At 65.8% G+C, this 24,497-nt stretch carries 28 protein-coding genes and 2 tRNA genes; 15 read left to right on the top strand and 15 right to left on the bottom strand.

Annotated features, from left to right (window positions below; all coding sequences use genetic code 11):
- A complete protein-coding gene (locus N6C22_RS15805; protein WP_261652084.1) occupies positions 1-1,158 on the bottom strand; it encodes a CBS domain-containing protein in 1,158 nt (385 codons plus the stop codon).
- Between the two features lie 92 nt (positions 1,159-1,250).
- On the opposite strand from N6C22_RS15805, the gene N6C22_RS15800 reads away from it, so the two are divergent.
- The 4 genes from N6C22_RS15800 (at position 1,251) to N6C22_RS15785 (ending at position 3,684) form a co-directional block, all read left to right on the top strand.
- Positions 1,251-1,631 (top strand): lycopene cyclase domain-containing protein, encoded by a 381-nt coding sequence (locus tag N6C22_RS15800; protein WP_261652083.1) that lies wholly within the window; start codon positions 1,251-1,253, stop codon positions 1,629-1,631.
- Positions 1,632-1,635: 4 nt separating this feature from the next.
- Positions 1,636-2,253, top strand: coding sequence for a transcriptional regulator (locus N6C22_RS15795; RefSeq protein WP_261652082.1), 618 nt, complete (start codon positions 1,636-1,638; stop codon positions 2,251-2,253).
- Between the two features lie 40 nt (positions 2,254-2,293).
- On the top strand, positions 2,294-2,830 hold the full coding sequence (locus N6C22_RS15790) for an adenine phosphoribosyltransferase (protein ID WP_261652081.1): 537 nt from the start codon (positions 2,294-2,296) through the stop codon (positions 2,828-2,830).
- Between the two features lie 329 nt (positions 2,831-3,159).
- Positions 3,160-3,684, top strand: a complete 525-nt coding sequence (locus N6C22_RS15785) for a DUF21 domain-containing protein (RefSeq protein WP_261652080.1) — start codon at positions 3,160-3,162, stop codon at positions 3,682-3,684.
- Positions 3,685-3,722: 38 nt separating this feature from the next.
- On the opposite strand, the gene N6C22_RS15780 is transcribed toward N6C22_RS15785, so the two are convergent.
- From N6C22_RS15780 to N6C22_RS15765, 4 genes are all read right to left on the bottom strand, one after another.
- Positions 3,723-4,202, bottom strand: coding sequence for a hypothetical protein (locus tag N6C22_RS15780; RefSeq protein ID WP_261652079.1), 480 nt, complete (start codon positions 4,200-4,202; stop codon positions 3,723-3,725).
- A 66-nt stretch (positions 4,203-4,268) separates the two neighbouring features.
- Entirely contained in the window at positions 4,269-4,439 is a 171-nt protein-coding gene (locus tag N6C22_RS15775) for a DUF1059 domain-containing protein (protein WP_261652078.1), read from the bottom strand.
- A gap of 63 nt (positions 4,440-4,502) precedes the next feature.
- On the bottom strand, positions 4,503-4,712 hold the full coding sequence (locus N6C22_RS15770) for a molybdopterin-binding protein (protein WP_261652077.1): 210 nt from the start codon (positions 4,710-4,712) through the stop codon (positions 4,503-4,505).
- Between the two features lie 268 nt (positions 4,713-4,980).
- Positions 4,981-5,055: transfer RNA gene (locus tag N6C22_RS15765), tRNA-Val, on the bottom strand.
- A gap of 253 nt (positions 5,056-5,308) precedes the next feature.
- On the opposite strand from N6C22_RS15765, the gene trpD reads away from it, so the two are divergent.
- From trpD to trpG, 4 genes are read left to right on the top strand one after another with little or no spacing between them, the layout of a single operon-like run.
- On the top strand, positions 5,309-6,313 hold the full coding sequence (trpD, locus tag N6C22_RS15760; RefSeq protein WP_261652076.1) for an anthranilate phosphoribosyltransferase: 1,005 nt from the start codon (positions 5,309-5,311) through the stop codon (positions 6,311-6,313).
- The gene (locus N6C22_RS15755; RefSeq protein WP_261652075.1) at positions 6,310-6,960 is read left to right on the top strand and encodes a phosphoribosylanthranilate isomerase; all 651 of its coding nucleotides are present in this window, start codon (positions 6,310-6,312) and stop codon (positions 6,958-6,960) included. The genes trpD and N6C22_RS15755 overlap by 4 nt, the downstream gene beginning before the upstream one ends.
- Entirely contained in the window at positions 6,957-8,630 is a 1,674-nt protein-coding gene (gene trpE / locus N6C22_RS15750) for an anthranilate synthase component I (protein ID WP_261652074.1), read from the top strand. Before N6C22_RS15755 ends, trpE begins: the two co-directional genes overlap by 4 nt.
- On the top strand, positions 8,627-9,268 hold the full coding sequence (gene trpG, locus N6C22_RS15745; RefSeq protein WP_261652073.1) for an anthranilate synthase component II: 642 nt from the start codon (positions 8,627-8,629) through the stop codon (positions 9,266-9,268). The genes trpE and trpG overlap by 4 nt, the downstream gene beginning before the upstream one ends.
- 9 nt (positions 9,269-9,277) lie before the next feature.
- Here trpG and N6C22_RS15740 read toward each other — a convergent pair whose 3' ends face one another.
- Positions 9,278-9,532, bottom strand: coding sequence for a hypothetical protein (locus tag N6C22_RS15740; RefSeq protein WP_261652072.1), 255 nt, complete (start codon positions 9,530-9,532; stop codon positions 9,278-9,280).
- A 356-nt stretch (positions 9,533-9,888) separates the two neighbouring features.
- Between N6C22_RS15740 and N6C22_RS15735 the strand changes: the two genes are divergently transcribed.
- On the top strand, positions 9,889-13,005 hold the full coding sequence (locus N6C22_RS15735) for an adenosylcobalamin-dependent ribonucleoside-diphosphate reductase (protein WP_261652071.1): 3,117 nt from the start codon (positions 9,889-9,891) through the stop codon (positions 13,003-13,005).
- Positions 13,006-13,058: 53 nt separating this feature from the next.
- Entirely contained in the window at positions 13,059-13,529 is a 471-nt protein-coding gene (locus N6C22_RS15730) for a dual specificity protein phosphatase family protein (protein WP_261652070.1), read from the top strand.
- On the opposite strand, the gene N6C22_RS15725 is transcribed toward N6C22_RS15730, so the two are convergent.
- Positions 13,530-13,805, bottom strand: coding sequence for a hypothetical protein (locus tag N6C22_RS15725; RefSeq protein WP_261652069.1), 276 nt, complete (start codon positions 13,803-13,805; stop codon positions 13,530-13,532).
- 74 nt (positions 13,806-13,879) lie between these two features.
- On the opposite strand from N6C22_RS15725, the gene N6C22_RS15720 reads away from it, so the two are divergent.
- Together N6C22_RS15720 and N6C22_RS15715 are read left to right on the top strand one after the other, a co-directional pair.
- Positions 13,880-14,044: an HVO_2523 family zinc finger protein gene (locus N6C22_RS15720; RefSeq protein ID WP_261652068.1), complete on the top strand. Its 165-nt coding sequence runs from the start codon at positions 13,880-13,882 to the stop codon at positions 14,042-14,044.
- Positions 14,045-14,125: 81 nt separating this feature from the next.
- Entirely contained in the window at positions 14,126-14,677 is a 552-nt protein-coding gene (locus N6C22_RS15715) for a response regulator transcription factor (RefSeq protein WP_261652067.1), read from the top strand.
- On the opposite strand, the gene N6C22_RS15710 is transcribed toward N6C22_RS15715, so the two are convergent.
- On the bottom strand, positions 14,662-15,339 hold the full coding sequence (locus tag N6C22_RS15710; RefSeq protein WP_261652066.1) for a TVP38/TMEM64 family protein: 678 nt from the start codon (positions 15,337-15,339) through the stop codon (positions 14,662-14,664). The genes N6C22_RS15715 and N6C22_RS15710 overlap by 16 nt on opposite strands.
- Before the next feature lie 97 nt (positions 15,340-15,436).
- Between N6C22_RS15710 and N6C22_RS15705 the strand changes: the two genes are divergently transcribed.
- Positions 15,437-15,799, top strand: a complete 363-nt coding sequence (locus N6C22_RS15705; protein WP_261652065.1) for a DUF5830 family protein — start codon at positions 15,437-15,439, stop codon at positions 15,797-15,799.
- Positions 15,800-15,817: 18 nt separating this feature from the next.
- On the opposite strand, the gene N6C22_RS15700 is transcribed toward N6C22_RS15705, so the two are convergent.
- Positions 15,818-17,305: a hypothetical protein gene (locus N6C22_RS15700; protein ID WP_261652064.1), complete on the bottom strand. Its 1,488-nt coding sequence runs from the start codon at positions 17,303-17,305 to the stop codon at positions 15,818-15,820.
- A gap of 133 nt (positions 17,306-17,438) precedes the next feature.
- Between N6C22_RS15700 and N6C22_RS15695 the strand changes: the two genes are divergently transcribed.
- Positions 17,439-17,594: transfer RNA gene (locus N6C22_RS15695), tRNA-Met, on the top strand.
- Positions 17,595-17,915: 321 nt separating this feature from the next.
- On the opposite strand, the gene N6C22_RS15690 is transcribed toward N6C22_RS15695, so the two are convergent.
- A complete protein-coding gene (locus N6C22_RS15690) occupies positions 17,916-18,719 on the bottom strand; it encodes a hypothetical protein (protein WP_261652063.1) in 804 nt (267 codons plus the stop codon).
- A gap of 187 nt (positions 18,720-18,906) precedes the next feature.
- Between N6C22_RS15690 and N6C22_RS15685 the strand changes: the two genes are divergently transcribed.
- Complete coding sequence (locus tag N6C22_RS15685; RefSeq protein WP_261652062.1) at positions 18,907-19,449, top strand: FaeA/PapI family transcriptional regulator; 543 nt, start codon at positions 18,907-18,909, stop codon at positions 19,447-19,449.
- Here the strand turns inward: N6C22_RS15685 and phoU (N6C22_RS15680) are convergent.
- The 5 genes from phoU (N6C22_RS15680) to pstC all read right to left on the bottom strand — a co-directional run bounded on the left by phoU (N6C22_RS15680) (position 19,443) and on the right by pstC (position 24,472).
- Positions 19,443-20,114 carry a phosphate signaling complex protein PhoU gene (gene phoU, locus N6C22_RS15680; RefSeq protein WP_261652061.1) on the bottom strand — a complete coding sequence of 224 codons (672 nt, stop codon included), beginning with the start codon at positions 20,112-20,114 and terminating at the stop codon, positions 19,443-19,445. The two genes, N6C22_RS15685 and phoU (N6C22_RS15680), sit on opposite strands and share 7 nt — an antisense overlap.
- Positions 20,115-20,193: 79 nt before the next feature.
- The gene (gene phoU, locus N6C22_RS15675) at positions 20,194-20,859 is read right to left on the bottom strand and encodes a phosphate signaling complex protein PhoU (RefSeq protein ID WP_261652060.1); all 666 of its coding nucleotides are present in this window, start codon (positions 20,857-20,859) and stop codon (positions 20,194-20,196) included.
- Between the two features lie 59 nt (positions 20,860-20,918).
- Positions 20,919-21,797, bottom strand: coding sequence for a phosphate ABC transporter ATP-binding protein PstB (gene pstB / locus N6C22_RS15670; protein ID WP_369684419.1), 879 nt, complete (start codon positions 21,795-21,797; stop codon positions 20,919-20,921).
- A 15-nt stretch (positions 21,798-21,812) separates the two neighbouring features.
- A complete protein-coding gene (gene pstA, locus N6C22_RS15665) occupies positions 21,813-23,408 on the bottom strand; it encodes a phosphate ABC transporter permease PstA (protein ID WP_261652058.1) in 1,596 nt (531 codons plus the stop codon).
- Positions 23,408-24,472 carry a phosphate ABC transporter permease subunit PstC gene (gene pstC / locus N6C22_RS15660; protein WP_261652057.1) on the bottom strand — a complete coding sequence of 355 codons (1,065 nt, stop codon included), beginning with the start codon at positions 24,470-24,472 and terminating at the stop codon, positions 23,408-23,410. The genes pstA and pstC overlap by 1 nt, the downstream gene beginning before the upstream one ends.
- Positions 24,473-24,497: the final 25 nt, after the last annotated feature.

Below are 24,497 nucleotides of genomic sequence, written 5' to 3'. Positions count from 1 at the left end.
TTACAGCTCGTCGAGCTTGCGGAGCAGCTGGCCACGGTACTGCTCGTCCGAACGGTAGTTCTTCATCTCCAGGACGTTGCGCTCGAGCTTGTCGAGTGCGACGCGGAAGGCGGACTCGGCACCGTAGCCCTCACCGGAGCCGGCGACCTGACCGTTGGTCGTCCGGACACGGATCTGGCTGTAGATGAGGGGCGTCCCGCGGAGCTTCTCCTTGTGCTCCTGGAAGCGGACGTGGACGTGGAGCACGTCCATCTTCTGGTACTTGTCGACGACCTCCTCCAGCGACTGGCGGATTTCCTCGCGGGAGAGCGTGTCGAGCAGGTTGATGTTGGTGATCTGGACGTCCATGTGCTCCTCCTCGGTGAACGTCAGGGCACGGAGCACGTCGGTCTTGGTGACGACACCGGTGACGAGTCGGTCGTCGTCGTCGTTCACCACGACGAGCCCGCCGAGGTCGTTCTCCAGCATGGTCGAGACGGCCTCCTCGACGGAGGCGTCGACGGTGGTCGTCATGACCGGGCTGGTCATGATGTCGTAGACGGGCATGTCGAGGACGCGGTCGGTGTCGCCCGCGCGCTCGCCCGTGGTCGCCTTGTTCATGTCGCGGATGACCACGTCTGCGATGTCGTGTCGGGTCACGACGCCCGAGAGGTAGCCGCCCTCGTTGACGACGGGCAGCCGCGAGATGCCGTGTTCGCGGAGCAGGTTGATGACCTTCCCGAGGCTGTCCTGCTCACCGAGGGTGACGGGGTCGTCGGAGTAGATCTGCTCGACGGTGAGCGCGTCGAGGTTGTGCAACACCGCGTCGAGGATATCGTCGGCCGTGACGATGCCCCACAGGTTGTCTCCCTCGAACACGGGAGCGACCTTCACCCCGCCCTCGACGAGGACGCGTGCCGTCTCCCGGACGTCCTCGTGCCGGTCGACCTTCGGTGCCGGCGCGTTCCGGCTGGGCTTCACCAGGGCCTTGACCTTGGCGTCGTCCTCGACGTGCGACTGGAGCAGCACGCGCTCGGAGAGCACACCCTCGTACTCGCCGTCCCGGGTCACGATGATCCCTTTCGGGTTCTCGTTCTCGAACACCGAGCGAACCTTCCCGAGGCGCTCGCCGACATCGACTTCGATGAACTCCGTAGTCGCGATATCAGAAATATCCATAGTACAACGTAGGAGTTCTCCCGCATCGGTCTTCAAGATACCGCCAATCTCAGCCCAGTAGGATTTTGCGTCACCCACACCAACCCCTGCACGTGCTGCCGGACATCACGGTACTCGGTCCCTGGACCTACCTCGCGACCGAGGTCGTCTTCGGGACCGCCGCGTTCCTCTTGCTCTGGCGAGCCGACGCCCTCCGCCGGGCCGGCAAGACCGTCCTCGCGCTCTACCCGGTCGCGTACGTCTGGGACTGGTACACCCTCGAGGTCGGCGTGTTCGCCATCCCGATGCGGACCGGCGTCGAGCTCCTCGGCATCCCCATCGAGGAGCACATCTTCATCGTCGTGGTTCCCTCGCTCGTCATCGGCGTCCACGAACTGCTGCACGGAGGTCCCGAGCGACCGGTCTCATCGGACGGGACCGGTACTAATACCGACGCGAGCGCAAAGGGTAACCCCCCAGACCGCGAATTATAGAGCTATGACACGACGGTTCACGACGGGGATGGAGTCCCTCGACCGGCTCCACGAGGGTGGTATTCCGGCCGGCAGCCTGCTGGTCCTGCTCGCGCCGGCAGAGAGCCAGGCGGAGCTACTCGTCCAGCAGCTCATCGAGCGTCACCAGACACTCTACCTCTCGACGACCCGGTCGAAGGAGGCGGTCCAGCGGACGCTCGGCGACGCCGCCGGGAACACCCAGGTCGTGTTCCTGGGCCCGAACCCGACCCCCGAGGACCTCACCAACGCGCTTCCGCACGTCCCCGAGAACGCCGTCGTCGTGGTGGACCAGCCCGACCCGCTGGAGTTCGCCGGCCGCCGCGAGTACGTCTCGATGCTCAACGCCCTCTCTCGCCGGCTGGTCGACGCCAACAGCATCGGCGTCTTCAACTGCACCGGGAGCAACGACGCGACACCCCAGCGCGCGACCACCCTCGCGTTCGCCGACCTCGTCTGGAACCTCGACCTCCGGGTGACCACCTACGCCATCGAGAACCGCCTCGCCGTCACCAAGTTCCGCGGCGGCCGGGCCTTCCGCGAACCCGTGAAGCTCCAGCTCACCGACGAGGTGCGGGTCGACACCAGTCGGGACATCGCCTGAAACCGGGCCCCTTTTCGCGTCGGTCGGTCAGAGACCACGTATGGACGCGCTTCGACGCTCGGTTCACGAGGCTCCCCTCATCGAGGACGACGGCTACCACTACCTCGTCCACCCCATCAGCAACGGCATCCCGACACTCGACCCCCACCTCATGCGCGAGGTCGTCAACGGCATCTGCCGCGTGGCCGACCTGGCCGACGTGGACGTCATCGTCACGCCCGTGACCATGGGCGTGCACGTCGCGACCGCCGTCTCGCTGGTCGCGGACATCCCGCTCGTCGTCATCCGGAACCGCGAGTACGGCTTCGACGACGAGGTCCCGTTCGACCTCGACGGCGAGGACTACTACCTCAACGACGTGAGTCCGGGCGACGACGTGCTCGTGCTCGACGACCTGACGAACACCGGCGTCTCCATCGCCGCCATCACCGAAGCCCTGGACGACGTGGGCGCGAACGTCGCCGACGTGGTGACGGTCATCCGGCGGATGGAGTCCGAGAGCGTCGAGATGGACTACCCCGTCAAGAGCCTCATCGACGTGGAAGTCACCGAGGACGGCGTCGAGATCCTGAACTGAGCAGGTTCGACTGAGGCTGATTTTCTGCTGTGGCGCGCGCTGACGACGGTCCGAGCGGTAGCGAGGGCGTCGTCGACGTCGCGCGAGGGACGACTGGAGCGAAGTGAAACGAAGCGGAGGGAGTCGGCTGGGGAGGGTGTGGGTGCAGTGCTGTGCGGGGCGGGTGCGGTTTCCACTGCCATCGGCGCGAGTGACCTGCTCGTCGCCACTATCCATCGTCGGTGCGACTGCGACTATCCCCGCCCGTTCGAGGCGTCCCGATAATTCGAGGCGCACGGAGACGGATGCCGATACGGACTTTCTTCACGCTCGCGCGTGAGCCCCAGACCATGGAAACCATCCTGTGGGTCAGCGCTGCCGCCGTCGTCGTCCTCCTCGGGTTGAGCGCCTTCTTCTCCAGCAGCGAGACCGCCATCTTCTCCGTCCCGGCCGACGCCATCGAGGCCGAGGCTGCCAGCGGCGACCGGAACGCGGTCCGCCTCACGGAACTCCGCGAGGACCCCCATCGCCTGCTGGTGACGCTCCTCGTCGGGAACAACATCGTGAACATGGCCATCTCCAGCGTCATCACCGTCGCGCTGGTCGAGACGGTTTCGGCGGGTGCCGCCGTCACGGTCGCCACGCTGGTCGCGAGTTCGGTCGTCCTGGTGTTCGGGGAGATCGTCCCGAAGTCCTACGGCCTCGGGAACGCCCGAAACTGGGCACGCCGAGTCGCCCGCCCGCTGTATCTGGTCGAACTGGCGCTGCTCCCCATCGTCGTCGTGTTCGACGTGTTGACCCGCCGGCTCAGCGGACTGCTCGGCGGCGAGACCGCGCTGGAAGGACAGTTCGACGACGACCCGAACACGCCGTGACGTGAGTGGTCTTTCCTCGGGCCGCGGTGTCGTCGGCCTTACTCCGTCGCTTCCTTCGTCGCTCCCTGGCAGTCCTGTCCCTCAAGTTTCGACGCCGGATTGCTCGACAGCAGGACGTTCGGGGGGTCACCGTCGGTCGTCTCTTCGACCACGAGTTCGGTCGAGAGGCACTGCTCGCTCTCCCCGCTGCCATCGTACGTGAACGACTCGGTGAGCCCGTCGTCGACCTGCCAGGTGAACGTGTGTGGTGCCAGTCGAACGTCCCAGTCGGTCTGGACCAGCTTCGTCCTCGGGGTCCCGTCGTCGACACCGAGCTGGTGTGTCCCATCGTGTAATATCGACCCCCCGCGTTCGAGGCGGACCGAGAGGGTGTGGGGTCGGTCGTCCCGGTTGTGGAGGACGAGGTCGCCGATGCGGACCCCACGGTCGTACGACTGCCAGGCGAACCCGCCGACCGCGAGCGCTCCGGCTCCGAGCGCGATGGCCCGCCGTCTGGTGAGCTGGTCGGTGTCGAACATAGGCAAATCTCCGACAGTCTGCGGAAAATGTCTTGTGCTGCGGGTGGTCCCTGGTAGTCGAGCCGCTCAGATATCCTGGATGTTCGAGCGCATCGAGTCGGTCGCCTGTGCGTCGAGTTCGAGGTCCGGATGGTCCCGCGCGATGTGGGTCTCGACCTGCGCGAGCACCTGCTCCTCGGTCAGTCCGTCTATCGTGGCGTCACAGCCGGGGATGATGCATTCGAGTCGCTTGGCCATTGGTTGCCTCTGCGTCGCGGCTGGACGGTAAAGAACGTGTGGAGTCGTGGTCGGTCGGCGGTCCTACGCCTTCTCTATCATCACTTCGGTCGCCTTCACCACGGCGTCGACCTCGTCACCCTCTGCGATGCCTAGCCGGTCGACCGACCCGCTGGTGATGATGGCCGTGACGGACTGGCCGTCCGGTGTCTCCACGACGACCTCGGCCATCAGGCCTGAGGTCTCGACTGATCTGACGGTGCCGTGGATTCGGTTTCGGGCGCTGAGTGCCATGTGCTAGGTGGGGTCCGAACCGTGATAGCGTCGCTCCCTGACCAGCACACGAGCCGGTTTCTTGGATGCTGCTGACCGATTCGGTGTGGCAGATGCTCACGGATCACTCGTCGGTGCTGTGTTCCGAAGAAGCGGGTTGGGGCAGATGTTGAACCTCACTCGCATCGCTTCGCGATGCTCGCTGGTTCAAATCTTTCCGTTACTCATTCTCGGAACACGACCTTCTCGCTCGCTACGCTTCGCTCGAAGGTGTTGTGTTCCGAAGAAGTGGGTTGGGGCAGATTTGAACTGCCGGCCTCCTCCATGTCAAGGAGGTGTCATAACCAGACTAGACCACCAACCCGGTGGCGTTCCGGTCTTCCTCTGCCTGCATTCCCTCGTTGGCCGGTGGTATAAAAAAGGGTTTCGAATCGACAGCGGTGTGGCGATTCCAACCACGGGGACCGGGACCACGATTCCGGGGCAGCGTCGGGGCGGATCGCCCCCACTCCAATCCGTGCTACTATTTCACACGAAATTCCCCAGCACCGACGACAATCTTAAGTCGATGTACGAATTTGTACATCGTAAGACGGAACAATACATTGGTGTTCACAATGCAGGACTATATCGAGCGTGTCACCGACGGCGGTGACCTCACACAGGACGAGGCGAGAGAGGCGGCACGAATGATCTTCGAGGAGGCAACCGAGGCACAGATCGGTGCCCTGCTCGCGGCCCTCCGGGCGAAGGGCGAGACGGAGGCCGAGATAGCCGGGTTCGCACAGGGGATGCGCGACGCAGCCCGGACCATCGAACCGAACCGGAAACCCATGGTCGACACCTGTGGGACGGGTGGCGACGACTACGACACCATCAACGTCTCGACCACGAGCGCGATGGTCGCGGCAGGGGCTGGCATCGCGGTCGCCAAGCACGGCAACTACTCCGTCTCTTCTTCTTCGGGGAGTGCCGACGTGCTGGAGGTCGCCGGGGTGCAGGTCGACGCGGAACCGCCGGCGGTCCAGGACCGCATCGAACAGGACGGCATCGGCTTCATGCTCGCGACGGTGTTCCACCCCGCGATGAAGGCCGTCATCGGCCCGCGCAAGGAACTCGGGATGCGGACGCTGTTCAACGTGCTCGGCCCGCTGACCAACCCGGCCGGGGCCGACGCGCAGGTCGTCGGGGTGTACGACCCCGAACTCGTTCCCGTGCTCGCTCGCGCACTCGCACGCATGAACGTCGAGAGAGCACTCGTCGTCCACGGCTCCGGCATGGACGAGATCTGCATTCACGGCGAGACGGTCGTCGCGGAGGTCGACGGCGACGAAATCGAGGAGTATACGCTCACGCCCGAGGACCTCGGGCTGGAGCGCGCCCCCGTCGAGGACGTGGCTGGTGGCACCCCCGAGGAGAACGCCGCGGACATGACCGGCATCCTCCGGGGCGAGGTCACCGGCCCGAAGCGCGACATCATCCTCGCGAACGCGGGCGCGGCCATCTACATCGCCGGTGGGGCCGACAGCCTGCAGGCAGGCGTCGAGAAAGCTCGCGAGGCCATCGACTCCGGCGCGGCCGCCGCGAAGCTCGACGACCTCAGCTCGGTACTCGCGAAATGACGCGCGTGAAGATCTGCGGGCTGACCCGCGAGGAGGACGTCGACGCGGCCGTCGCGGCCGGAGCCGACGCGCTCGGCTTCGTCGTGGACGTGCCCGTCGACACCCCGCGGGAGGTCACGGTCGAGCGCGCCGCCGAACTCATCGACCGGGTTCCACCCTTCGTGACGACCGTGGTCGTGACGATGCCCGAGACGCCGGGCGAGGCCATCGAACTCGTCCGCGAACTCGGCCCCGACGCGCTCCAGGTCCACAGCGACCTCACACCGGGCGACGTGGCCTACCTCCAGTCGAACCTCGACGTGCCGGTCATCAAGCACGTCGACGCGGCGAACCCCGCCGATGCTCGCCGGTACGCCGACGTGGCCGACGCGGTGCTGGTCGATTCGGTAGACGAGGAGGGCGCAGGTGGGACGGGCCGGACCCACGACTGGGAGCAGACCCGCGAGGCGCTCGCCGACATCGATGTGCCCGTCATCCTCGCCGGGGGGCTCACGCCGGAGAACGTCGCCGAGGCCGTCGTGACCGTCGAACCGTTCGCGGTCGACGTGGCCTCCGGCGTCGAATCGAGCGGCGGGGTCAAGGACCACGACGCGATTCGGCGGTTCGTCGTCGCCGCGACCGAGCGCCGGAGGTCGCTCCAGGCATGAGCGACGAACAGCCGGACGAGGAACAGTCGAACGCCGAACAGTCGACCCCCGAACAGCCGAACGCTGCACCGACGCTCGCCCCCGACCGCGAGACGTTCGTCCAGCTCGTCGCGGACGCGACCGCCCCCGACAATCCCGCAGTGGTCCGCGTCGAGGCCACGCTCGACCTCGACGACACGACGACCCCGCTGGGGGCGTACGCCGCGCTCTCCGGTGCGACGGAGTCCGACCACGCATTCCTGCTCGAGAGCGCGGAGAAGACGGCCTCCAGCGACCCGGCCGGTGCCTTCAGCGCCGGGACCGACGCGGACCGCCACGCCCGGTACTCCTTCGTCGGCTACGACCCCGCCGCGGTCGTGACGGTCGGCCCCGAGGGTGCCAGCGTCGAGCTCTGTGACGACCGCTATGCCGGACTGGTCGACCCGGTCGAGGGTGACACCCTCGATACGCTCCGGTCGGCGATGCCCGACGCCACCCCCGTCGGCTTCCCCGAGACGGGCCGCCAGCATCTCGACGGCGGGCTCGTCGGGTTCCTCTGCTACGACGCGGTGTACGACCTGTTCCTCGACGAGGTCGGCGTCGACCGACCCGACTCACGGTTCCCCGATGCCGAATTCGTGCTGGCCACGAAGACCCTCGTCTTCGACCACCACGCCGACGAGCTGTCGCTCGTGTTCACGCCGGTCATCCGCGACGGCGAAGACGCCGGTGCCGTGTACGACGTCCTCGTCGGCGAGGCTGCCCGAGTCGAGGAGCTTCTCACCGACGCGGCCGACCCCGAGCCCGGCGGCTTCGTCCGCGAGTCGGCCACTGCGGGCTCGCAGGCGGACTACGAGGACGCGGTCGCCCGGACGAAAGAACACGTCCTCGACGGCGACATCTACCAGGGCGTCATCTCGCGGACCCGCGACCTCGTCGGCGACTGCGACCCGATGGGGCTCTACGCGGCCCTGCGCGAGGTCAATCCCTCACCGTACATGTACCTGCTCCAGCACGGCGACTTCCACGTCGTCGGGGCCAGCCCGGAGACTCTGGTCTCCGTGAGCGGCCAGCGCGTCGTCTCGAACCCCATCGCGGGCACGTGCCCACGCGGGGACAGCCCCGTCGAGGACCGTCGGCTCGCCGGCGAGATGCTCGCCGACGAGAAGGAGCGCGCCGAACACACCATGCTGGTCGACCTCGCGCGCAACGACGTTCGCCGGGTCTCCGAACCCGGCAGTGTCCGCGTCGAGGAGTTCATGAACGTCCTCAAGTACAGCCACGTCCAGCACATCGAGTCCACGGTCACCGGCACGATGGCCGCGGAGTACGACGCCTTCGACGCGACCCGCGCCGCCTTCCCGGCCGGGACGCTCACCGGCGCACCGAAGATCCGCGCCATGGAGATAATCGACGACCTCGAAGACGAACCGCGCGGCCTCTACGGCGGCGGCGTCGGCTACTACTCGTGGACCGGCGACGCCGACTTCGCCATCGTCATCCGGACCGCGACGGTCGAGAAGGGCGCGATTTCGGGCGGTAAGGACCGTGTGACGGTCCGGGCCGGTGCCGGCATCGTGGCCGACAGCGACCCGACCAGCGAGTACGAGGAGACCGAGAAGAAGATGGACGGGGTGCTCGAAGCCCTCCGGCAGGTCGAGGTGCAGGTCTCCCAGGAGGTGTCGCGATGACCCGCATCCTGTTCGTCGACAACTTCGACTCGTTCACCTACAACCTGGTCGAGTACGTCGAATCGTCGCTCATCGAGAGCGGCCACGACCCCGAGACGAAGGTCGTGCGCAACACGGCGAGCCTGGACGAGATTCGCGACTTCGAGCCCGACGCCATCGTGGTCTCGCCCGGCCCGGGCCATCCGGCGAACCCGCGCGACGTGGGCGTCACCCTCGACGTGTTCCGCGAACTCAGTACCGAGATTCCGACGCTGGGGGTCTGCCTCGGCCTCGAAGCCGCGGTGTACGCCTACGGCGGGGAGATCGGTCGGGCACCCGAGCCGGTTCACGGCAAGGCCTGGCCCATCGACCACGACGGGCGCGGCGTGTTCACTGGCATAGAACAGGGCTTCTCGGCGGGCCGGTACCACTCGCTCGTCGCGACGAAAGTGCCCGACTGCTTCGAGGTTTCGGCCACGGCGGACCACGCGGTCGGCGCGGCCAGCGTCGACACCGCGGCGACCGACGGCGGGGCCGAACCGCTCGTCATGGGCGTGCGCCACCGCGAGTACCCCATCGAGTGCGTGCAGTTCCACCCGGAGTCGGTGCTCACGGCGTGTGGGCACGACATCATCGACAACTTCCTCGAAAACCTGTAACCGCCTTTGCTATCCGAGCAGGACCGTCTCCGCCGGGACCGCGATCGACCCCGGGAAGGGGAGCCCGAGCGGGTTGAAGCCGACGAGCGAGAGTCCCCACAGGACGACGAGAGCGGCGATGGCGATGACGAGCACCTTGATCGCGATGCTGAACGCGAGGTTGATGACCTTGTAGACGACCACGAGCGCGATGATGAGGAGGACGATCCCCCCGATGGTCTCTACACCAAGTTGCATCGGGACCAGTCCTGGAAGTTCCAACATGCAGTACACGGCGCACGATGGGGGCATAAGCCTGTGGGCGAAACTGATTGGGACGGGAGTCGCTTCCGGATGCGGTTCTCGAATTTACACTTTCACTCTGGTTTGAGTGAGGTTATAACGACCGAACCATTAGGACATCCTGCCGACTGTGCCGCTACATCACGGGTACGTGATACATTCGAAAAGTGGCAATGCTGTAACACAAGTACGGTTGAATTAGTCCAAGAAATCCGTAACCCGTCCATTTATGAAGGACCATAGAGTAACAAAACTCCGCTACTACCGATGACATCGACACGACGCTTCGACGACGAAATCGCCCGCCAGCAGCCTGCTGCGGGCGAGGAGGGGACCGCATGAGCGAACACCAGCTGTCCGCCGACGACCTGCAGCTGCCCATCAAGCGGACCGACGGGGAGACGCTCGCCGACCGCCTCACGAGCAACGCGTACAACAACATTCTGCCCGCGCGCTACCTCCGCAAGGACGCCGACGGCGAACTCGTCGAGTCCCAGGAGGACCTCTTCGTGCGCGTCGGCAAGAACATCGCACTCGCCGAGGCGGTGTACGAGGCCGAGAAACAGGACGTGAGCATCACCGTCACGCCCGACCAGCTCAAACCGGACCACCCGCGCCGCGACGAGCTCGCGGAGGAGGTCTTCGGGATGGGGACCTCGCTCGCTGACGACGCCGAAACGGAACTCAGCGTCTACAACGTGAACAAGTTCGCGTACGACACCGTCGTGCCCGAACTGCCCGCGGACATCCGCGAGCACGTCGAGTCCGTCTCCCAGGAGTTCCAGGACATGATGTCGAACCTCGACTTCATGCCGAACTCGCCGACCCTGATGAACGCCGGCGACGAGCTCCAGCAGCTCTCGGCCTGTTTCGTCGACTCGCCCGACGACGACATCGACGACATCCACCAGACGGCCAAGGAGGCCGCCCAGGTGTTCCAGTCCGGCGGTGGCATGGGGTACGCCTTCTGGCGACTCCGCCCCTACGGTGACGCGGTGGGCAGCACGGGTGGCATCGCCTCCGGCCCCATCACGTTCATGCGCACCTTCGACCAGATGTGCGAGACCATCGCGCAGGGTGGGGCCCGGCGCGGTGCACAGATGGGCGTCATGCGCATCTCGCACCCCGACGTCATCCAGTTCATCCACGCGAAGAACAAGGACGTCTCCCTCGCCCAGACCCTCCGCCTGAACGACCCGGACGACTACACCCACACCTCCTTCGCTGACGCCCTCGAAGAGGCCCGCGAACTCATCGACGACGAAGGCAAGGTGCCAAAGCACCTCCGCAACGCCGTCGAAGGTCACCTCTCGAACTTCAACATCTCCGTCGGTGTCACGGACGACTTCATGGAGGCGCTCCAGAACGACGAGGAGTTCACCTTCACCAACCCGCGCACCGAGGAACCCCACGTCGCGACGCCCGAGACCAAGGAACTCTACGAGATGTTCGGCCTCGGCGAGTACGTCGAGGTCGGCGAGGTCCTGTCGATGCCCGCCGAGGTCATCTGGGAGGACATCGTCGAGGGTGCCCACGAGAACGGTGAACCGGGCGTCATCTACCTCGAGCGCGTGAACAAGCAGCACTCCTTCGACGTGGAGGAGCACCCCGACCACCGCATCCTCGCCACGAACCCCTGCGGCGAGCAGCCCCTCGAAGAGTACGAGGCCTGTAACCTGGGCCACATCAACCTCTCCACGCTGGCCGACCTCGACGCACCCGACTGGCGCGTCTGGTCCGCCGAGCACGCCGACGAGTACGACTCTCACGAAGAGGCCGTCTCCGCCTTCCTCGAGGAGGCCATCGACTTCGAGGAGTTCGACTACCGCATCGACCGCGGGACGCGCTTCCTCGAGAACGTCGTCACGATGTCGGACTTCCCGGTCAAGAAGATCGAGGAGAAGGTCCGGGACATGCGCAAGATCGGCCTCGGCGTCATGGGCCTCGCCCAGCTCTACATCCAGCTCGGTATCAAGTACGGCTCCGAGGAGGGCAACGAGGTCGCCCGCCAGCTCATGCGCCACATCAACCACGAGTCGAAGTGGACCTCCCACGAACTCGCCGAGGAACGTGGCGCGTTCAACGACTGGGACGACTCGAAGTACGCCAACCCGACGCAGTACCCCGACTGGTTCGAGCACCACACCGGGCTCGACCCCGAGGAGTGGGCCGACGGCTTCACCATCCGCAACCACAACACGACCACCATCGCCCCGACCGGGACGACCTCGATGGTCGGCAACACCACGGGTGGCTGTGAGCCCATCTACAACGTCGCCTACTACAAGAACGTCTCCGACGACGTGCAGGGCGACGAGATGCTCGTCGAGTTCGACGACTACTTCCTGCGCACCCTGGAGGCCAACGACATCGACGTCGACGCCGTCAAGGCAGAGGCACAGGAGCAGATGGCAGCCAACGAGTTCGACGGCGTCGAAGGGCTCGACACCGTCCCGAACGCCATCGGTGAACTGTTCGTCGTCACGCAGGACCTCACCGGCAAGCAACACGCTGCCGTCCAGTGTGCCTGCCAGGAGGGCGTCGACTCCGCCATCTCGAAGACCTGTAACTTCCCGAACTCCGCGTCGATGGAGGACATGGACGAGGTGTACCGCTACATCTACGAGAACGGCGGCAAGGGCGTCACCGTCTACCGCGACGGGACCCGCTCGAAGCAGGTCCTCACGACCCGCGCGGACAACGCCGACTTCGCCGACGAGGCCGAGGCGGCCGAGGTCATCATCGACCAGATAGAGGCGGCCTTCGGCGGCATCGAGGGCTTCCTCGACAGCGAGGACGTCCGCGCGAAGCTCGAAGCCGACGTCGCAGACATCGTCGGCGGTGGCGAGCGCTCCTACGCCAAGAAGAAGGAGCGCCCGGACCAGCTCCACGGTGTCACCCAGCGCATCGACACCGGCTACGGCAAGCTCTACGTCACCATCAACGAGGACCCGCAGACGGCCGAACCGTTCGAGCTGTTCGCGAACACCGGCCACTCCGGTGGCTTCACGAACTCCTTCACCGACGCGCTCGCGAAGACCATCTCCATCGCGCTGCGCTCCGGTGTCGACCCGAACGAGGTCGTCGACAAGCTCCAGGGCATCCGCTCGCCGAAGGTCGCCTGGGACAAGGGCGAACAGATCAACTCCATCCCGGACGCCTTCGGGACCGCCCTCCGGCGCTACCTCGACGACGAGATCGACCGCACCTACCCGCAGCAGAAGACGCTCGACGAGACCGCGGCCGAGCAGCAGCGCAAGGCCCAGTCCCACGAGCCCGACGGCGGCTCCACGACTGCAGAGACGCCGGGTAGCGATGCGGGTCACACCTCCGACGCGGTGGACGACCTCATCGCGGCCGGTGAGAGCCCCGAGTGCCCCGACTGTGGCTCGCTCTCGCTGTACTACTCCGAAGGCTGCAAGACCTGCGAGTCCTGTGGCTGGTCGGAGTGCTGAACAGGCCGACTGACGGTCGCTGACTCTCTCCCTCTCTTCTCTCTCGCCGCCCTATGAGCGACAGCTGGGGCGATTCAGAGGTTCTCGTCAGACCGAAGGGCTACGTCGAACCGTTCCCCGTCATCCGCCGGCTCGGCGAGCGCGAGTTGTACCTCGGGAACGCGGCCGCCGCAGACCACGAGGCCCACGACCGGGCGTTCGCGTTCGTCCTCTCGCTGACGGCCGATTCACACCCCTCGACGACGCATCACCGGCCGCTCCGGGACGGGCGGGGGAACGAGTGGCGTGCGTTCCGTGACGCGGTCGAGACCGCCCGAGAACTGTCCCACCGCCAGGGCTCACTGCTGGTCCACTGCAGGGCGGGTGTCTCTCGAAGCAGTGCGGTCCTGGCGACGATGCTCGCGGCAAAAGAGGGGCGACGGTTCCGTGAGGCGCTCGGACTCGTCCAGCAGGCCCGTCCGGTCGCGATGCCACATCCGGCGTTGCACGAACTGGCCGTGGTGTTCCTCGCGGCCGACCGCTGACTACTCGACCGTGACCTCGACCGCGTCCGTGGACAGCTCCGTGCGGTCGTGCTCGTAGCCACCGACCTGGTAGTACAGCTGGTAGAGCGCGTCGATGACGGTGCTCGCGAGGAGCGCGCCGAGCAGTCCGCGGTCGAGTTCGCGGTCGCGGACGAGTCGGCCGACGAGCAGCCCGAGCAACACGAGCCGAAGCGCGTTGTAGGCTCGCTGGTTGCTCCGCCGGAGGATGGCGGTGGTTCGGTCGTCGAGGTCGGAAGGGTATCGGTCGCCGTGCATACGCCGGAACACGTCGGCCACCGTGATATATTCTCGCTCGACACCGTTAGGAGGGTCGACACGCAAGGCCAGGTATGGCCAGCGAGGGCGACGAATCGAGCGCTGCCGAGAGCGAGACCGCGGTCGACCACGGGGGACGACCGTGTCCGATGTGCGGGGAACCGCTCTACAAGCGCCACTGCAAGTACGTCTGTGAACAGCACGGCGTCGTCTACGACTGCTCCGACCCGTTCAACTGACCACATATCAGCGTTCCGGCCAGGTGGCCGAAAGCCATAGGACGACCCCACCCGTGGGTTGGGGAAGTACCCTGGTCACTCATGCAGGAACCGACGATACTCGTAGTCGACGACGAGCAGAGCCTCGCCGACCTCTACGCGACCTGGGTCGGCGACGAGTACGAGACACGGACCGCCTACGACGGCCGGTCCGCGATAGAACGCATCGACCACTCGGTCGACATCGTCCTACTCGACCGGCACATGCCCGACCTCTCGGGCGACGAGGTCCTCGAACGCATCAGAGCCGACGGCTACGACTGCTGGGTCGTCATGGTGACCGCGGTCGACCCCGGCCTCGACATCATCGAGATGGACATCCACGACTACCTCACGAAGCCCGTCTCCCAGAGCCAGCTCACGCGCCTCATCGAGTCCCTGCGGGTCAAGAACCGGTTCGACGGTGACCGCCGCAAGCACGAGGAGATAACGAACAAGATGGAGACGCTCGACGACGAACTCGACTTCGACGACCTCTCGAACACCGACGAGTACCAGCAACTCGAAGACCAGCTGAAAGACATCGGTGACGAACTCGCCGCCGAGGCCGAAGCGGCCGAGGAGAAGCTGTCCGAACTCTACTCCGACGAGTGAGCGAACGTCTCGTACGCCGGGCCGGCCAGGAGGACCGTCGCCGAGACGACCATCGCGACCGCGAGCGGGAGCCCGAGCGCGCCCAGCCCGTGCGTCGTGAGCGTGTTCGCGGAACTCCCGACGACCACGGCCGCGACGGTCCACGGGAGTTCGCCGACGAGCGTGCCCGCGACGAACGTTCGAAGTGAGACACCACTGACCGAGGCCGTACAGGTGACCGCATCGGCCGGGATAGGGGCCAGACGCGCCGCGGTGACCCCACGGAACCCACCTGCGGTGTCGAAGTAGCGTTCTGCGGACGACCGGAACCGACCGACTGCCGAGAGCTGGTCGAGCACGGGGAGAGAGCCACCGTCGTCGACCCACTTCGCGGCGAAGAAGGGCGGCATCGACGTGAACACGGCACCCGCGAGCCCGATGGGGACGCCCAGTGCGACGCCGTAGCCGTAGCCGACGACGACCGCGACGAGCGTGGTCGGCCACGCGACCAAGGGTCGCAAGGAGTAGAGGGCGACGAGCGCCAGCCCGAACCACAGTGGGTCCGCGGCGAGTCCCTCGACGTGGACGAGCACCGCGTCTGGCGAGGTGAGCAGGCTCGCGACCACCACGAGGACGAGGAGGGCACCCCCGACGAGGGAACGCGGTGTCAGGTCGGCTCGCATCGTCCACACCTCGCTGGCGAGACGATAACCGCTTTTCGGTGCCGAGGGACGACCGACCGCGCAAGGCTTAATCGACTGGCCGGAGGAGGCTTGAGCGATGGACGGACAGGACGACCGTATCGAACTCGGCGTGGAACTCCTCTCGAAGCTCGAGGACCCGGAGCTGTCGCTGGCGGACGCGATGGACCGTATCGAGGTCGTCACCCGTGACCCGGCGGCGGTCCGAGAGATACTCGACACCGCCGTGATGCGCGGCGTCATCGAGCGCGAGGACGGCGTCGTCCAGACGGCGGGCAGTGGCTTCGTCAGCCAGACCAGCGACGTGGTCACCCGGGAGGGGGACTTCGACTGCCGCCGCTGTGGGACCGGTATCTCGACGGGTCACTTCATCCAACTCGAGGCGGGAGAACTGGGACCGTTCGGGTCGTCCTGTGTCCGGAAGGTCACCGGGCGCGAGTGAAGAGGGCTGGGCGCGACGTCACCGGCTGCGACTGAGTTCGTCGATCAACTGCTGGATGAGTACACCCTGTCGCTCGAGTAACTCGTTCTGCTTCTCGACCTGCTGTTCGAGCGTGTCGAGTCGCTCCAGCACGGCGTCGTCGGTCCCGTCGGCCGTCGCGGGCTGGAAGCCCGCCGCTTCGAACGGGGTTGCGTCGTCGTCCGCGCCAGCGTCGGCCGGTTCGGACTCGGGCTCGGCGGTCGCTTCGTCGGTCACTGGTTCAGAGACAGGTTCGGTCTGGCTCGTCGCGGCCGACTCGGTGTCGGCGCGGGCGTCGGCCCGTGGCTCCTGGTCGGACGCCGCGGGTGCATCCTGACTTTGGGCTTGCTCCTGACCGGTTCGTCGCTGCCCGGCCGGCTGCTTGTCCCGCGTTTCTTGCGTGCGTGTCTCTTGCGTGTGCGTCTCCTGGGCGGGCTGCGTGTCGTGTTGCTGTTGCTGCGACGGTCGCTGCTCCTGTCGCGGCGGCTGGGTGTCCTGCTGCTGGGACCGCGGTGCTGACGACTGGTCGTACTGCTCAGATCCAGCGTCGGTCGACGTGTTGGCCCCACCGGCGAGTGGGTCCGCCTGCTGGGCGTCCTGTTGCCCGGTCTCGGCAGTCTGCCCGCTCGGCGGTGACTGCTGGGCGTGCTCTTGCTGCGCCTGTGGCTCCGGTGTGGTGTCCTGTGCCTGCGCGTGCTGGGTCTCCTCGAGCAGTTCCTCTGCCGACTCCGCAGGCGGCTCTGCGGGAACGTCGACCTCGTCCGGCTGGACCGTGTTCCCGGCGTCGAGCGGGTCGACACCTTCGCCGAAGTCGATGGGCGAGGGGCGTTCGTCCTCGTCGACCTCCTCCGGGCGGACCGCGTCGTTGAGCGCGTCCAGCGAGCGCACGTCGTAGTATGCAAAGAGTGACTGCTGGAGGTACTCCTTCACCTCGGCGGCGCGGTCGTTGGCGATCTTGATGCGCTCTGGCCGGCCGTCCACCTCGAGGACGACCTGGGTCGCGACGCTGCCGTCCTCGAAGCTGAGGCCGGTCACGTCCGCGAAGTGGTACTCCTCGTAGTCCTCGTCCCAGACCGCGCCACCGACGTGTTTGACGAGGCGCTCGGAGGTGATGACGACGGTGAGCTCCGAGAACCGGAACGTCTGCGTCACCGTCTCGCCTGGGTTCGTCACCCCGCTGGCGTTGAGCACACCTGCGAGGACGGGGTGGACGACCGACTCGGAGACGTTGGCCGGAACGGTGAAATCCCTCTCGCCGTCGAGGGAGTACTCCAGCGTGATGCGTGTCTTTCGCCGGCCTTCTTTGACGGTCAATCGTTCTGCTTCGTGTGGGTACTCGTCGACGGATTCGTCGCTCAGAAAGCCCTCGGACTGGTAGATGAGGGTCCGAGTCGGCGTGACGTAGAGCACGTTCTCCCCACCCAGGGAGACTTCGGCCGCGACGTCTTCGCCTGCGAGTGTCGACTCTACGATGCCCGGAACGTCCATGCTCACTGCTTTACTACCCCACGGTATAAATCCGTGGGGCTGGTCGAACGACCGACGGCACAGGGTGAGACTCCCAGACAGGGCGGGGACAGTTGAGAAGGTTTAAGTTTCACACTGGACAAGCGATGAGTGAGGCCGGGTGGCTTAGCTGGACATAGCGCCGCACTCATAGGGTTTAGAGATTCGGTGCGGTAACTGCCTGGGAAGGCTCATGCATGCCCCCACGGGACCCGCCAAGTCTCGGACCTGGGTCATGCGGAGATCGCGGGTTCGGAGCCCGCCCCGGCCATTTCTGCTGCGAGGAACGAACGATAGTGAGTGACGACGCCGGCAGAAATGTGCCGGTAGACGTGACGAACCCGTTTACGGCTCCCGCGAACGCAGTGAGCGGGAGGCTGTCAGAGCTCGTCTCTGATTGAATCGCCGGCGAACGAATGTGAGCCGGCGAAAGGGAGCGAAGCGAGCGTAGCGAGTGGAGTGACCGATGTTCGGAGCCCGCCCCGGCCACTACTTCATGACGAAGTCACGAGGGAGTTCGAGCGACTGGCCTCGTCGTCGGTTTCGGAAAAGCGTACGAGCTATCGCGTGCGAGGAGCCGAGAGACGCCGTCTCACTCGGTGGGGTCGACGAGTTTCGAGCCCTGCTCTGCGACGAGACCTTTCTCGATGGCTGCGTCGACGATGGTGCGGCACTCGTCGGGGTCGACGTCGTAGGCACCGGCGGCGACCGTCTCTATCTGGGAGCGTTCGATGGGGAAGTCGCGGTTCTGGAGGAGTCGCATCACCTTGTTGTAGGTGCGCGGCGAGGGTGTCGGCTGGTCGTCGTCCTCTGTCGACTGCGATGCTGCGTGTGCGGTGTCGGTCTCGCCTCGGGTGGAGTCGGCCGGGGCCGGGTCGTCGAAGGTCACGCCGTTCAGACCGTCCGGGTCGGTCACCGTCGCGGACTGCTCGGGGGTGTCGTCGGTCGAGGCCGCGAAGATGGAGTCGTCCGTGGGCTGGTCGGGGGTCTCGGTCGCCTCGTCGGCCTCGAAGATGGAGTCGTCGGGTTCGGAGGACTCGGCGAACGGGTCGTCGTCGCCCTGGTCGTTCGGGTCCTCGCCGAACGTGATCTCGTCGAACCCGTCGGTGTTAGGGTCGGCGGCGTCCTGTGGCGCGGGGTCGAACGTACTCGACAGGGACTTGCCCTCGGCGTCGGTGATGGAGGGACCCGATTCCGGCTCGTCGTCCGTCGTGCCGGTCTCGTCGGTCTCGGTCGGCTGACTGTCCGAGTCGTCGGAGCCCTCCTCGGTGTCGTACTCGATCTCCAGCCTGACGGAGGTGACCTGCGAGAAGTCCACGGGTGCGGCCTCGAACAGTTCGAGGACGCTCTCGTACGCCTTCTCCGGGTCGTCGACCTCGATGGTTATGGAACTCATCGACACACACCCAGTTCCGTTGTCAGGTCCCACACTCTTGACCGTCTCTCGCGTCGGCTCGCAGTTGGCATCGGCCTAAATCACGGGCCCACCCTATCTAAAACTTAGTAAACAGCACCCCAATATGTCTTTTATTGTAACAGGTGTTGTGAGAAACGATGATGTGTCTGGAGAGCGAAGTCATGGTATGGGCGTGAATGACACTCGTTCGGTCGGACGTGACGGGGCGGCGGTCCCGGCGGTACTCGTCCTCGAACAGTTGGCGGTCGGGGAACCGGGGACGACGGCTGAACTCGCCGAGGCGGTCGGCATCAGCGAGGAGGAGGCCCGCTCGCTCTGTTCGGACCTCGTCGAGCGCGGGGACCTGCGCCGAAAGGAACTCCGGTCGCGGGAGACGAGCCTCACGGTCTGGTACCGGCCTGCCGAGGGGGAGGAGACCTCACCCGAGGCACGGGCAGAGCGGGTCATCGCGTCGCTGTCGGTCCCCGGCGCGAGCGAGATGATGCGGGACTGGCGACGCGATGCGGTCCGTGCGTCCTACGAGTTCCTCTGCGAAGAGGGAGAGACGACCACGACAGAACTCGTCTCGTCGGTCTATCCTGCGCACTCTGCGGGGTACACCGACGAGGAGAAGTGGTGGGCGATGGTCGACGAGCGACTCGCGTGCCTGCCAGGGGTATCTCGAACGACCGACGACGCAGCGACGGTCTGGCGGTTCGACGCTCAGTAGATGAGTTCGTCGTCGTTCTCGACCATGTAGAGGGTGCGCGCGGCGATGTTGACCGCGTGGTCCCCGACGCGTTCGAGGTCGCGGACGGTGAGGAGTAACCGGGAGACGGCATCGAGTGCTGCATCTACGTCCGTCTCGTCGCCGGCCTCCGATTCGAGCAGGTCCCTGACGACGACCTGGCTCGCGTGCTCGCACTTCGCGTCTACCTCGTCGTCGTACGCCGCGAGGTCGTAACAGGCCTCGACGTCGCGCTCGGCGTAGGCCTCCATCGCCCACTCGACCATCTTGATCGTCTCGGTGCCGATCGCTTGCACGTCGACCTCCGGGTAGGCGTCCCTCTCCGCGTTGATGGTGTACTGCGCGAGGTTGGTCGCGAGGTCGCCGATGCGTTCGAGGTCGGTGAGTATCTTGAACGAGGCGGCGACGAACCGGAGGTCGCTCGCGACGGGCTGCTGGAGGGCGAGCACGTCGATGCACTGCTGTTCGATGTCCAGGTAGAGCTGGTTCACCTCGCCGTCGCCGTTGACGACCTGCCAGGCGACCGATTCGTCCCCCGCCTCCATCGCCGAGAGGGCCGTTCTGAGCCGGTCGACCACGATGTCACTCATGTACACGACGTCCGTCTCCAGCGAATCGAGTTTCTGCTGGAAGCTCTCGCGGGGCATGGTCGAACGTTTCGCCCGCTGACCTATCGGTGTTGTGTTCGGTTCGGTCGGGCGTGTCCGGTCGTCGAAAACGGGAGAATTACTCGATGAGCGCGTCGTCGTTCTCGATCATGTAGAGGGCGCGCGCGGCGATGTTGACCGCGTGGTCCCCGACACGTTCGAGGTCGCGAACCGTCAGCAGGAGCCGGGAGACGTCGTTGAAGACCTCCTCGTTGTCGGCCTCGTGTTCGGCCTCGACGAGGTCCCGGACGACGACCTGGCTCGCCTGCGTACACCGGTTGTCGACCTCGTCGTCCCGGTCGGCGATCTCGAAGCAGGCCTCGGCGTCCCACTCGTCGTAGGCGTCGAGTGCGTCCTCGACCATCGCGATGGTCAGGTCGCCGATGTCCTGGATGTCGACCTCGGGGAACACGTCGCGGTCGGCGTCGAGCGTGTACTGCGCGAGGTTGGTCGCGAGGTCACCGATGCGTTCGAGGTCGGTGATTATCTTGAACGACGCGGCGATGAACCGGAGGTCGCCCGCGACGGGCTGCTGGAGCGCGAACAGGTCGATACACTGCTGTTCGATGTCCAGGTAGAGCTGGTTCACCTCGTCGTCGGTCTGGATGATGCGTTCAGCGGTCTCTTCGTCCTTGTTCTCGAGGGCGACGAGGGTGTCTCGCAGCCGGTCGAGAACGATCTCCCCCATGTAGAGGACGTCGTCCTCGAGGGAGTCGAGTTTCGATTGATAGCTCTGACGTGCCATTGGTGAGTGGAATCGTGGGCGCTTTGAAAGGGTTTTGTCTATCGATTGAATCGTCTGGATTACCCGAACTTGCCGGTGATGTAATCCTCGACCCGCTGGTTCTCGGGGTTCTCGAAGATCTGTTTGGTGTCACCGAACTCGACGAGTTCGCCACCGGTGAGGAAGACGGCCGTCTTGTCGGAGATACGGGCCGCCTGCTGCATGTTGTGCGTGACGATGATGACGGTGTAGTCCTCGGCGAGCTCGTCGATGAGGTCCTCGATCTGGGAGGTCGCGACGGGGTCGAGTGCCGACGCCGGCTCGTCCATCAGCAGGACCTCCGGGTCGGGCGCGATGGCCCGTGCGATGCAGAGCCGCTGTTGCTGGCCACCGGAGAGTTCGAGGCCGGACTCGTCGAGCCGGTCCTTGACCTCGTCCCACAGCGCGGCCCGCTTGAGCGACTCCTCGACGATCTCGTCGTAGTCGCCCTCCTTGTTCTGTATCTCGAGGCCGTAGGCGACGTTGTCGTAGATGCTCTTGGGGAACGGGTTCGGCTTCTGGAACACCATCCCGACACGGCGGCGGAGTGCGACCGGGTCGACGTCGTCGTCGTAGACGTTCTTGTCACCGAGGTAGAGCTCGCCCTCGACGCGGGCGGCTTCGATGAGGTCGTTCATGCGGTTGATGCAGCGCAGGAACGTCGACTTGCCACAGCCCGAGGGGCCGATCATCGCGGTGACCTTGTTCTCCGGCACCTGCAGCGAGATGTCCTGGAGTGCCTGGTCATCGTTGTACCAGACGTCGACGTTCCGTGCCTCGACGATGGTCTGCTCGACGCCACCGGCGTCGGTGTCGTCCTCGTCGTCGAGTCCTGCGGTCACGTCGGTCTGGAGAACCGAACCGTCGTCGTCGCTGACGGGGTCGGTGGTCGATGTCGATTCAGCCTGTTCGTTGCTCATCTCTTGTGTCATTGGTCACGCCTCTCGCTGATACCTGTTGCGCAGTACGATTGCGATACCGTTCATCGTCAGGAGCACCACGAGCGACACCACGACGCCCGCGGCGAGCGCCGTCGTGTAGAACTCCTCGCTGGCGAACTGGGTCGCCCACGAGTACAGCTGCATGGGCATGGCGCTCCCCTTGGAGGTGAAGCCGCCGGGCACCGGTGCGACCATCGAGTAACCGATGAAGATGAGAGGGGCGGTCTCACCGATGGCGCGGCCGAGTGCGAGGATGGTCCCGGTGAAGATGCCGGGCATGGCGCGGGGGAGGACGACCCGCCGGACGGTCTGCCACTTCGTGCCGCCGAGCCCGAAGGAGGCCTGGCGCGTGGAGTCCGGAACCGAGCGGATGGCTTCCTGTGCGGAGATGATGACGATGGGGAGGATGAGCAGTGCGAGCGTCATCCCCCCGACGAGGACCGAACCGACGGGAAGCGCGAGCGTGTTGATGAACACACCGTAGCCGAGGAGGCCGTAGACGACGGAGGGGACGCCTGCCAGGTTGGAGATGTTGACCTGGATGAGATGGGTCAGGCGGTTGTTCGGAGCGTACTCTTCGAGGTAGACCGCGGCACCGACGCCGACCGGGAACGACAGCAGCGTGACGACCAGCATCAGCAACACGGAGCCGATGATGGCCGGGTAGAGGCCGGCGTCGGCCGCCGTGTTGGAGTGGTTGCTGATCAGGAACTGCCAGTCGACCCAGGAATCGGGTCCGGCGAGGCCGAGCACGGGGGCGAGGTACCGGATGGCGAGCACGCCACCGATGAACGCCGCGGCGAAGACGAGGCCGGGAACCTGGGTCGGCCGGTTCTGGACGACGACGGCGGCGTAGGCCGCGGTCGGGATGACGACGAACGTCGCGAGCACGACGCTCGGCATCGGGAAGAACCACAGGTACGGGCCGACGAACGCGGCCAGCAGCCCGAGTGCGGCGGCCGCGCCACCCGCGATGCGGCCGGTGCGCTGGTCCTCCAGCTGGCCACCGACGAACCAGGCGACCCCGGCAGCCATCGGTAGCGTGAACGTGACCCACATGATGGACCACGGGAGCAGGTAGAACGGGAACGCCGCGACGGCCCGGGGGACGACGACGGCGAAGATGGCGAACGCGACGAGGGTGACGACGGTCTCCTCGAGGAAGCCGGCCCGGCGCTGGCGACGGTACAGTACGAGCGCGCCGCCCGCGAGGGCGAGTGCGGCCCAGTAGCCGAGCCAGACCTCGGGTTCGAACACGTCGAGGAACAGCATGACGATAGCTGCCCCGAGGAACAACCCACCGAACGGGATGCCGAGGGCCGCGAGGCCGGTGCCGACCGCGTCGTTGTGCCTGAACCAGACCCATCCTGCGGACCCGAGCGTCGGCACGACGAACGTCGCCGCGACGAACACGTACCACGCGGGGTCGGCGGTGAACGGCTGGATCGCCTGGATGCCGACGTACAGCAACAATGCACCCAGTGCGACGATACCGGTGAGCGTCGCGGCCAGCAGCAGGTACCGGAAGACGGTCCCGACGGTGCGGCTGACCTCGCCGAAGCTCTCGATGTGTTTTCGTTCGGTTGCCATTATTCGTACTCCTCCCGGTAGCGGCTGGCGATGAAGTCACTGATGACGTTCATGACGAGCGTCATCGCGAACAGGGTGAACCCGACGGCGAAGAGGCTGTGGTAGGCGACCCCGCTCGTCGGCATGTCGCCGGTCGCGATGTTGACCATCGCGGAGGTCATGGGCATCACCGGCTCGAAGTAGACGGCGAGGGTCCCGAAGTTCGGGAACGGGATCTGGGTTCCCAGGACCGAGAGCTGCCCGAAGGCGGGCATGGTCGGGGTCGACCCCGCGGCGATGGCGACGATCATCGTCTCACCGATGGCGCGCGAGAGCGCGAGGATGAACGACGACGCGATGCCGGAGACGGCCGCGGGAACGACGATGCCGACGGAGACGTCGAACTTGGTCGCGCCCATCCCGTACCCTGCACGGCGCAGGTCCGCCGGGACCGCGCTCATCGCGTCCTCACTGATGGAGGAGACCATCGGGATGATCATGATGCCGACGATGATGCTGGCCGAGAGGGCGTTGAACGTCCCGAGTTCGGGGAAGTTGAAGACGGTCCCCGAGAGCCCCGGCACGTCGTTGTTCAGGAACGTGAATAGCCCGTCGAGGAACGGCGTCACGTACACGAGCGCGAAGAACCCGTAGACGACGGTTGGAATCCCGGCGAGAATCTCCAGTGCGGGCTTCAACACGGCGCGCTTTCGCTTGCTCGCGTACTCGCTCAGGTAGATGGCGGTCGCGAGCCCGAGTGGCATCGCGACGACGGCCGCCCCGATGGTGATGACGAGCGTGTTGAACACCAGCGGGACCACACCGAACGCGTACGGTTTGAATCCTGCTGCCCAGTTGGTTCCGAGGAAGAAGTCGGCGATGCCGATGACATCTCCCTCGTATCCGACGAGTCCTGCCGTCAGGTCGAAGAACTTCACCGTCTCCGACGCCAGCAGGAGAACGATACTTACGGTCGTTATCACGGAGAGCAACGCACACGCGAAGAAGAAGGCGTTCATCACCTTCTCCTCCGGCGTATCGCTGGCTGTCTCTGTGATGTCCTGTGTCACCCTGTCCGTGCTCATGGAAGTCGGTCTCTATAGATAGGTA

It is taken from the genome of Haloarchaeobius sp. HME9146, assembly GCF_025399835.1.
Lineage (GTDB): Archaea > Halobacteriota > Halobacteria > Halobacteriales > Natrialbaceae > Haloarchaeobius.
Note: the sequence above shows the minus strand (reverse complement) of the source record. Positions and strands in the feature narration are given on the sequence as shown.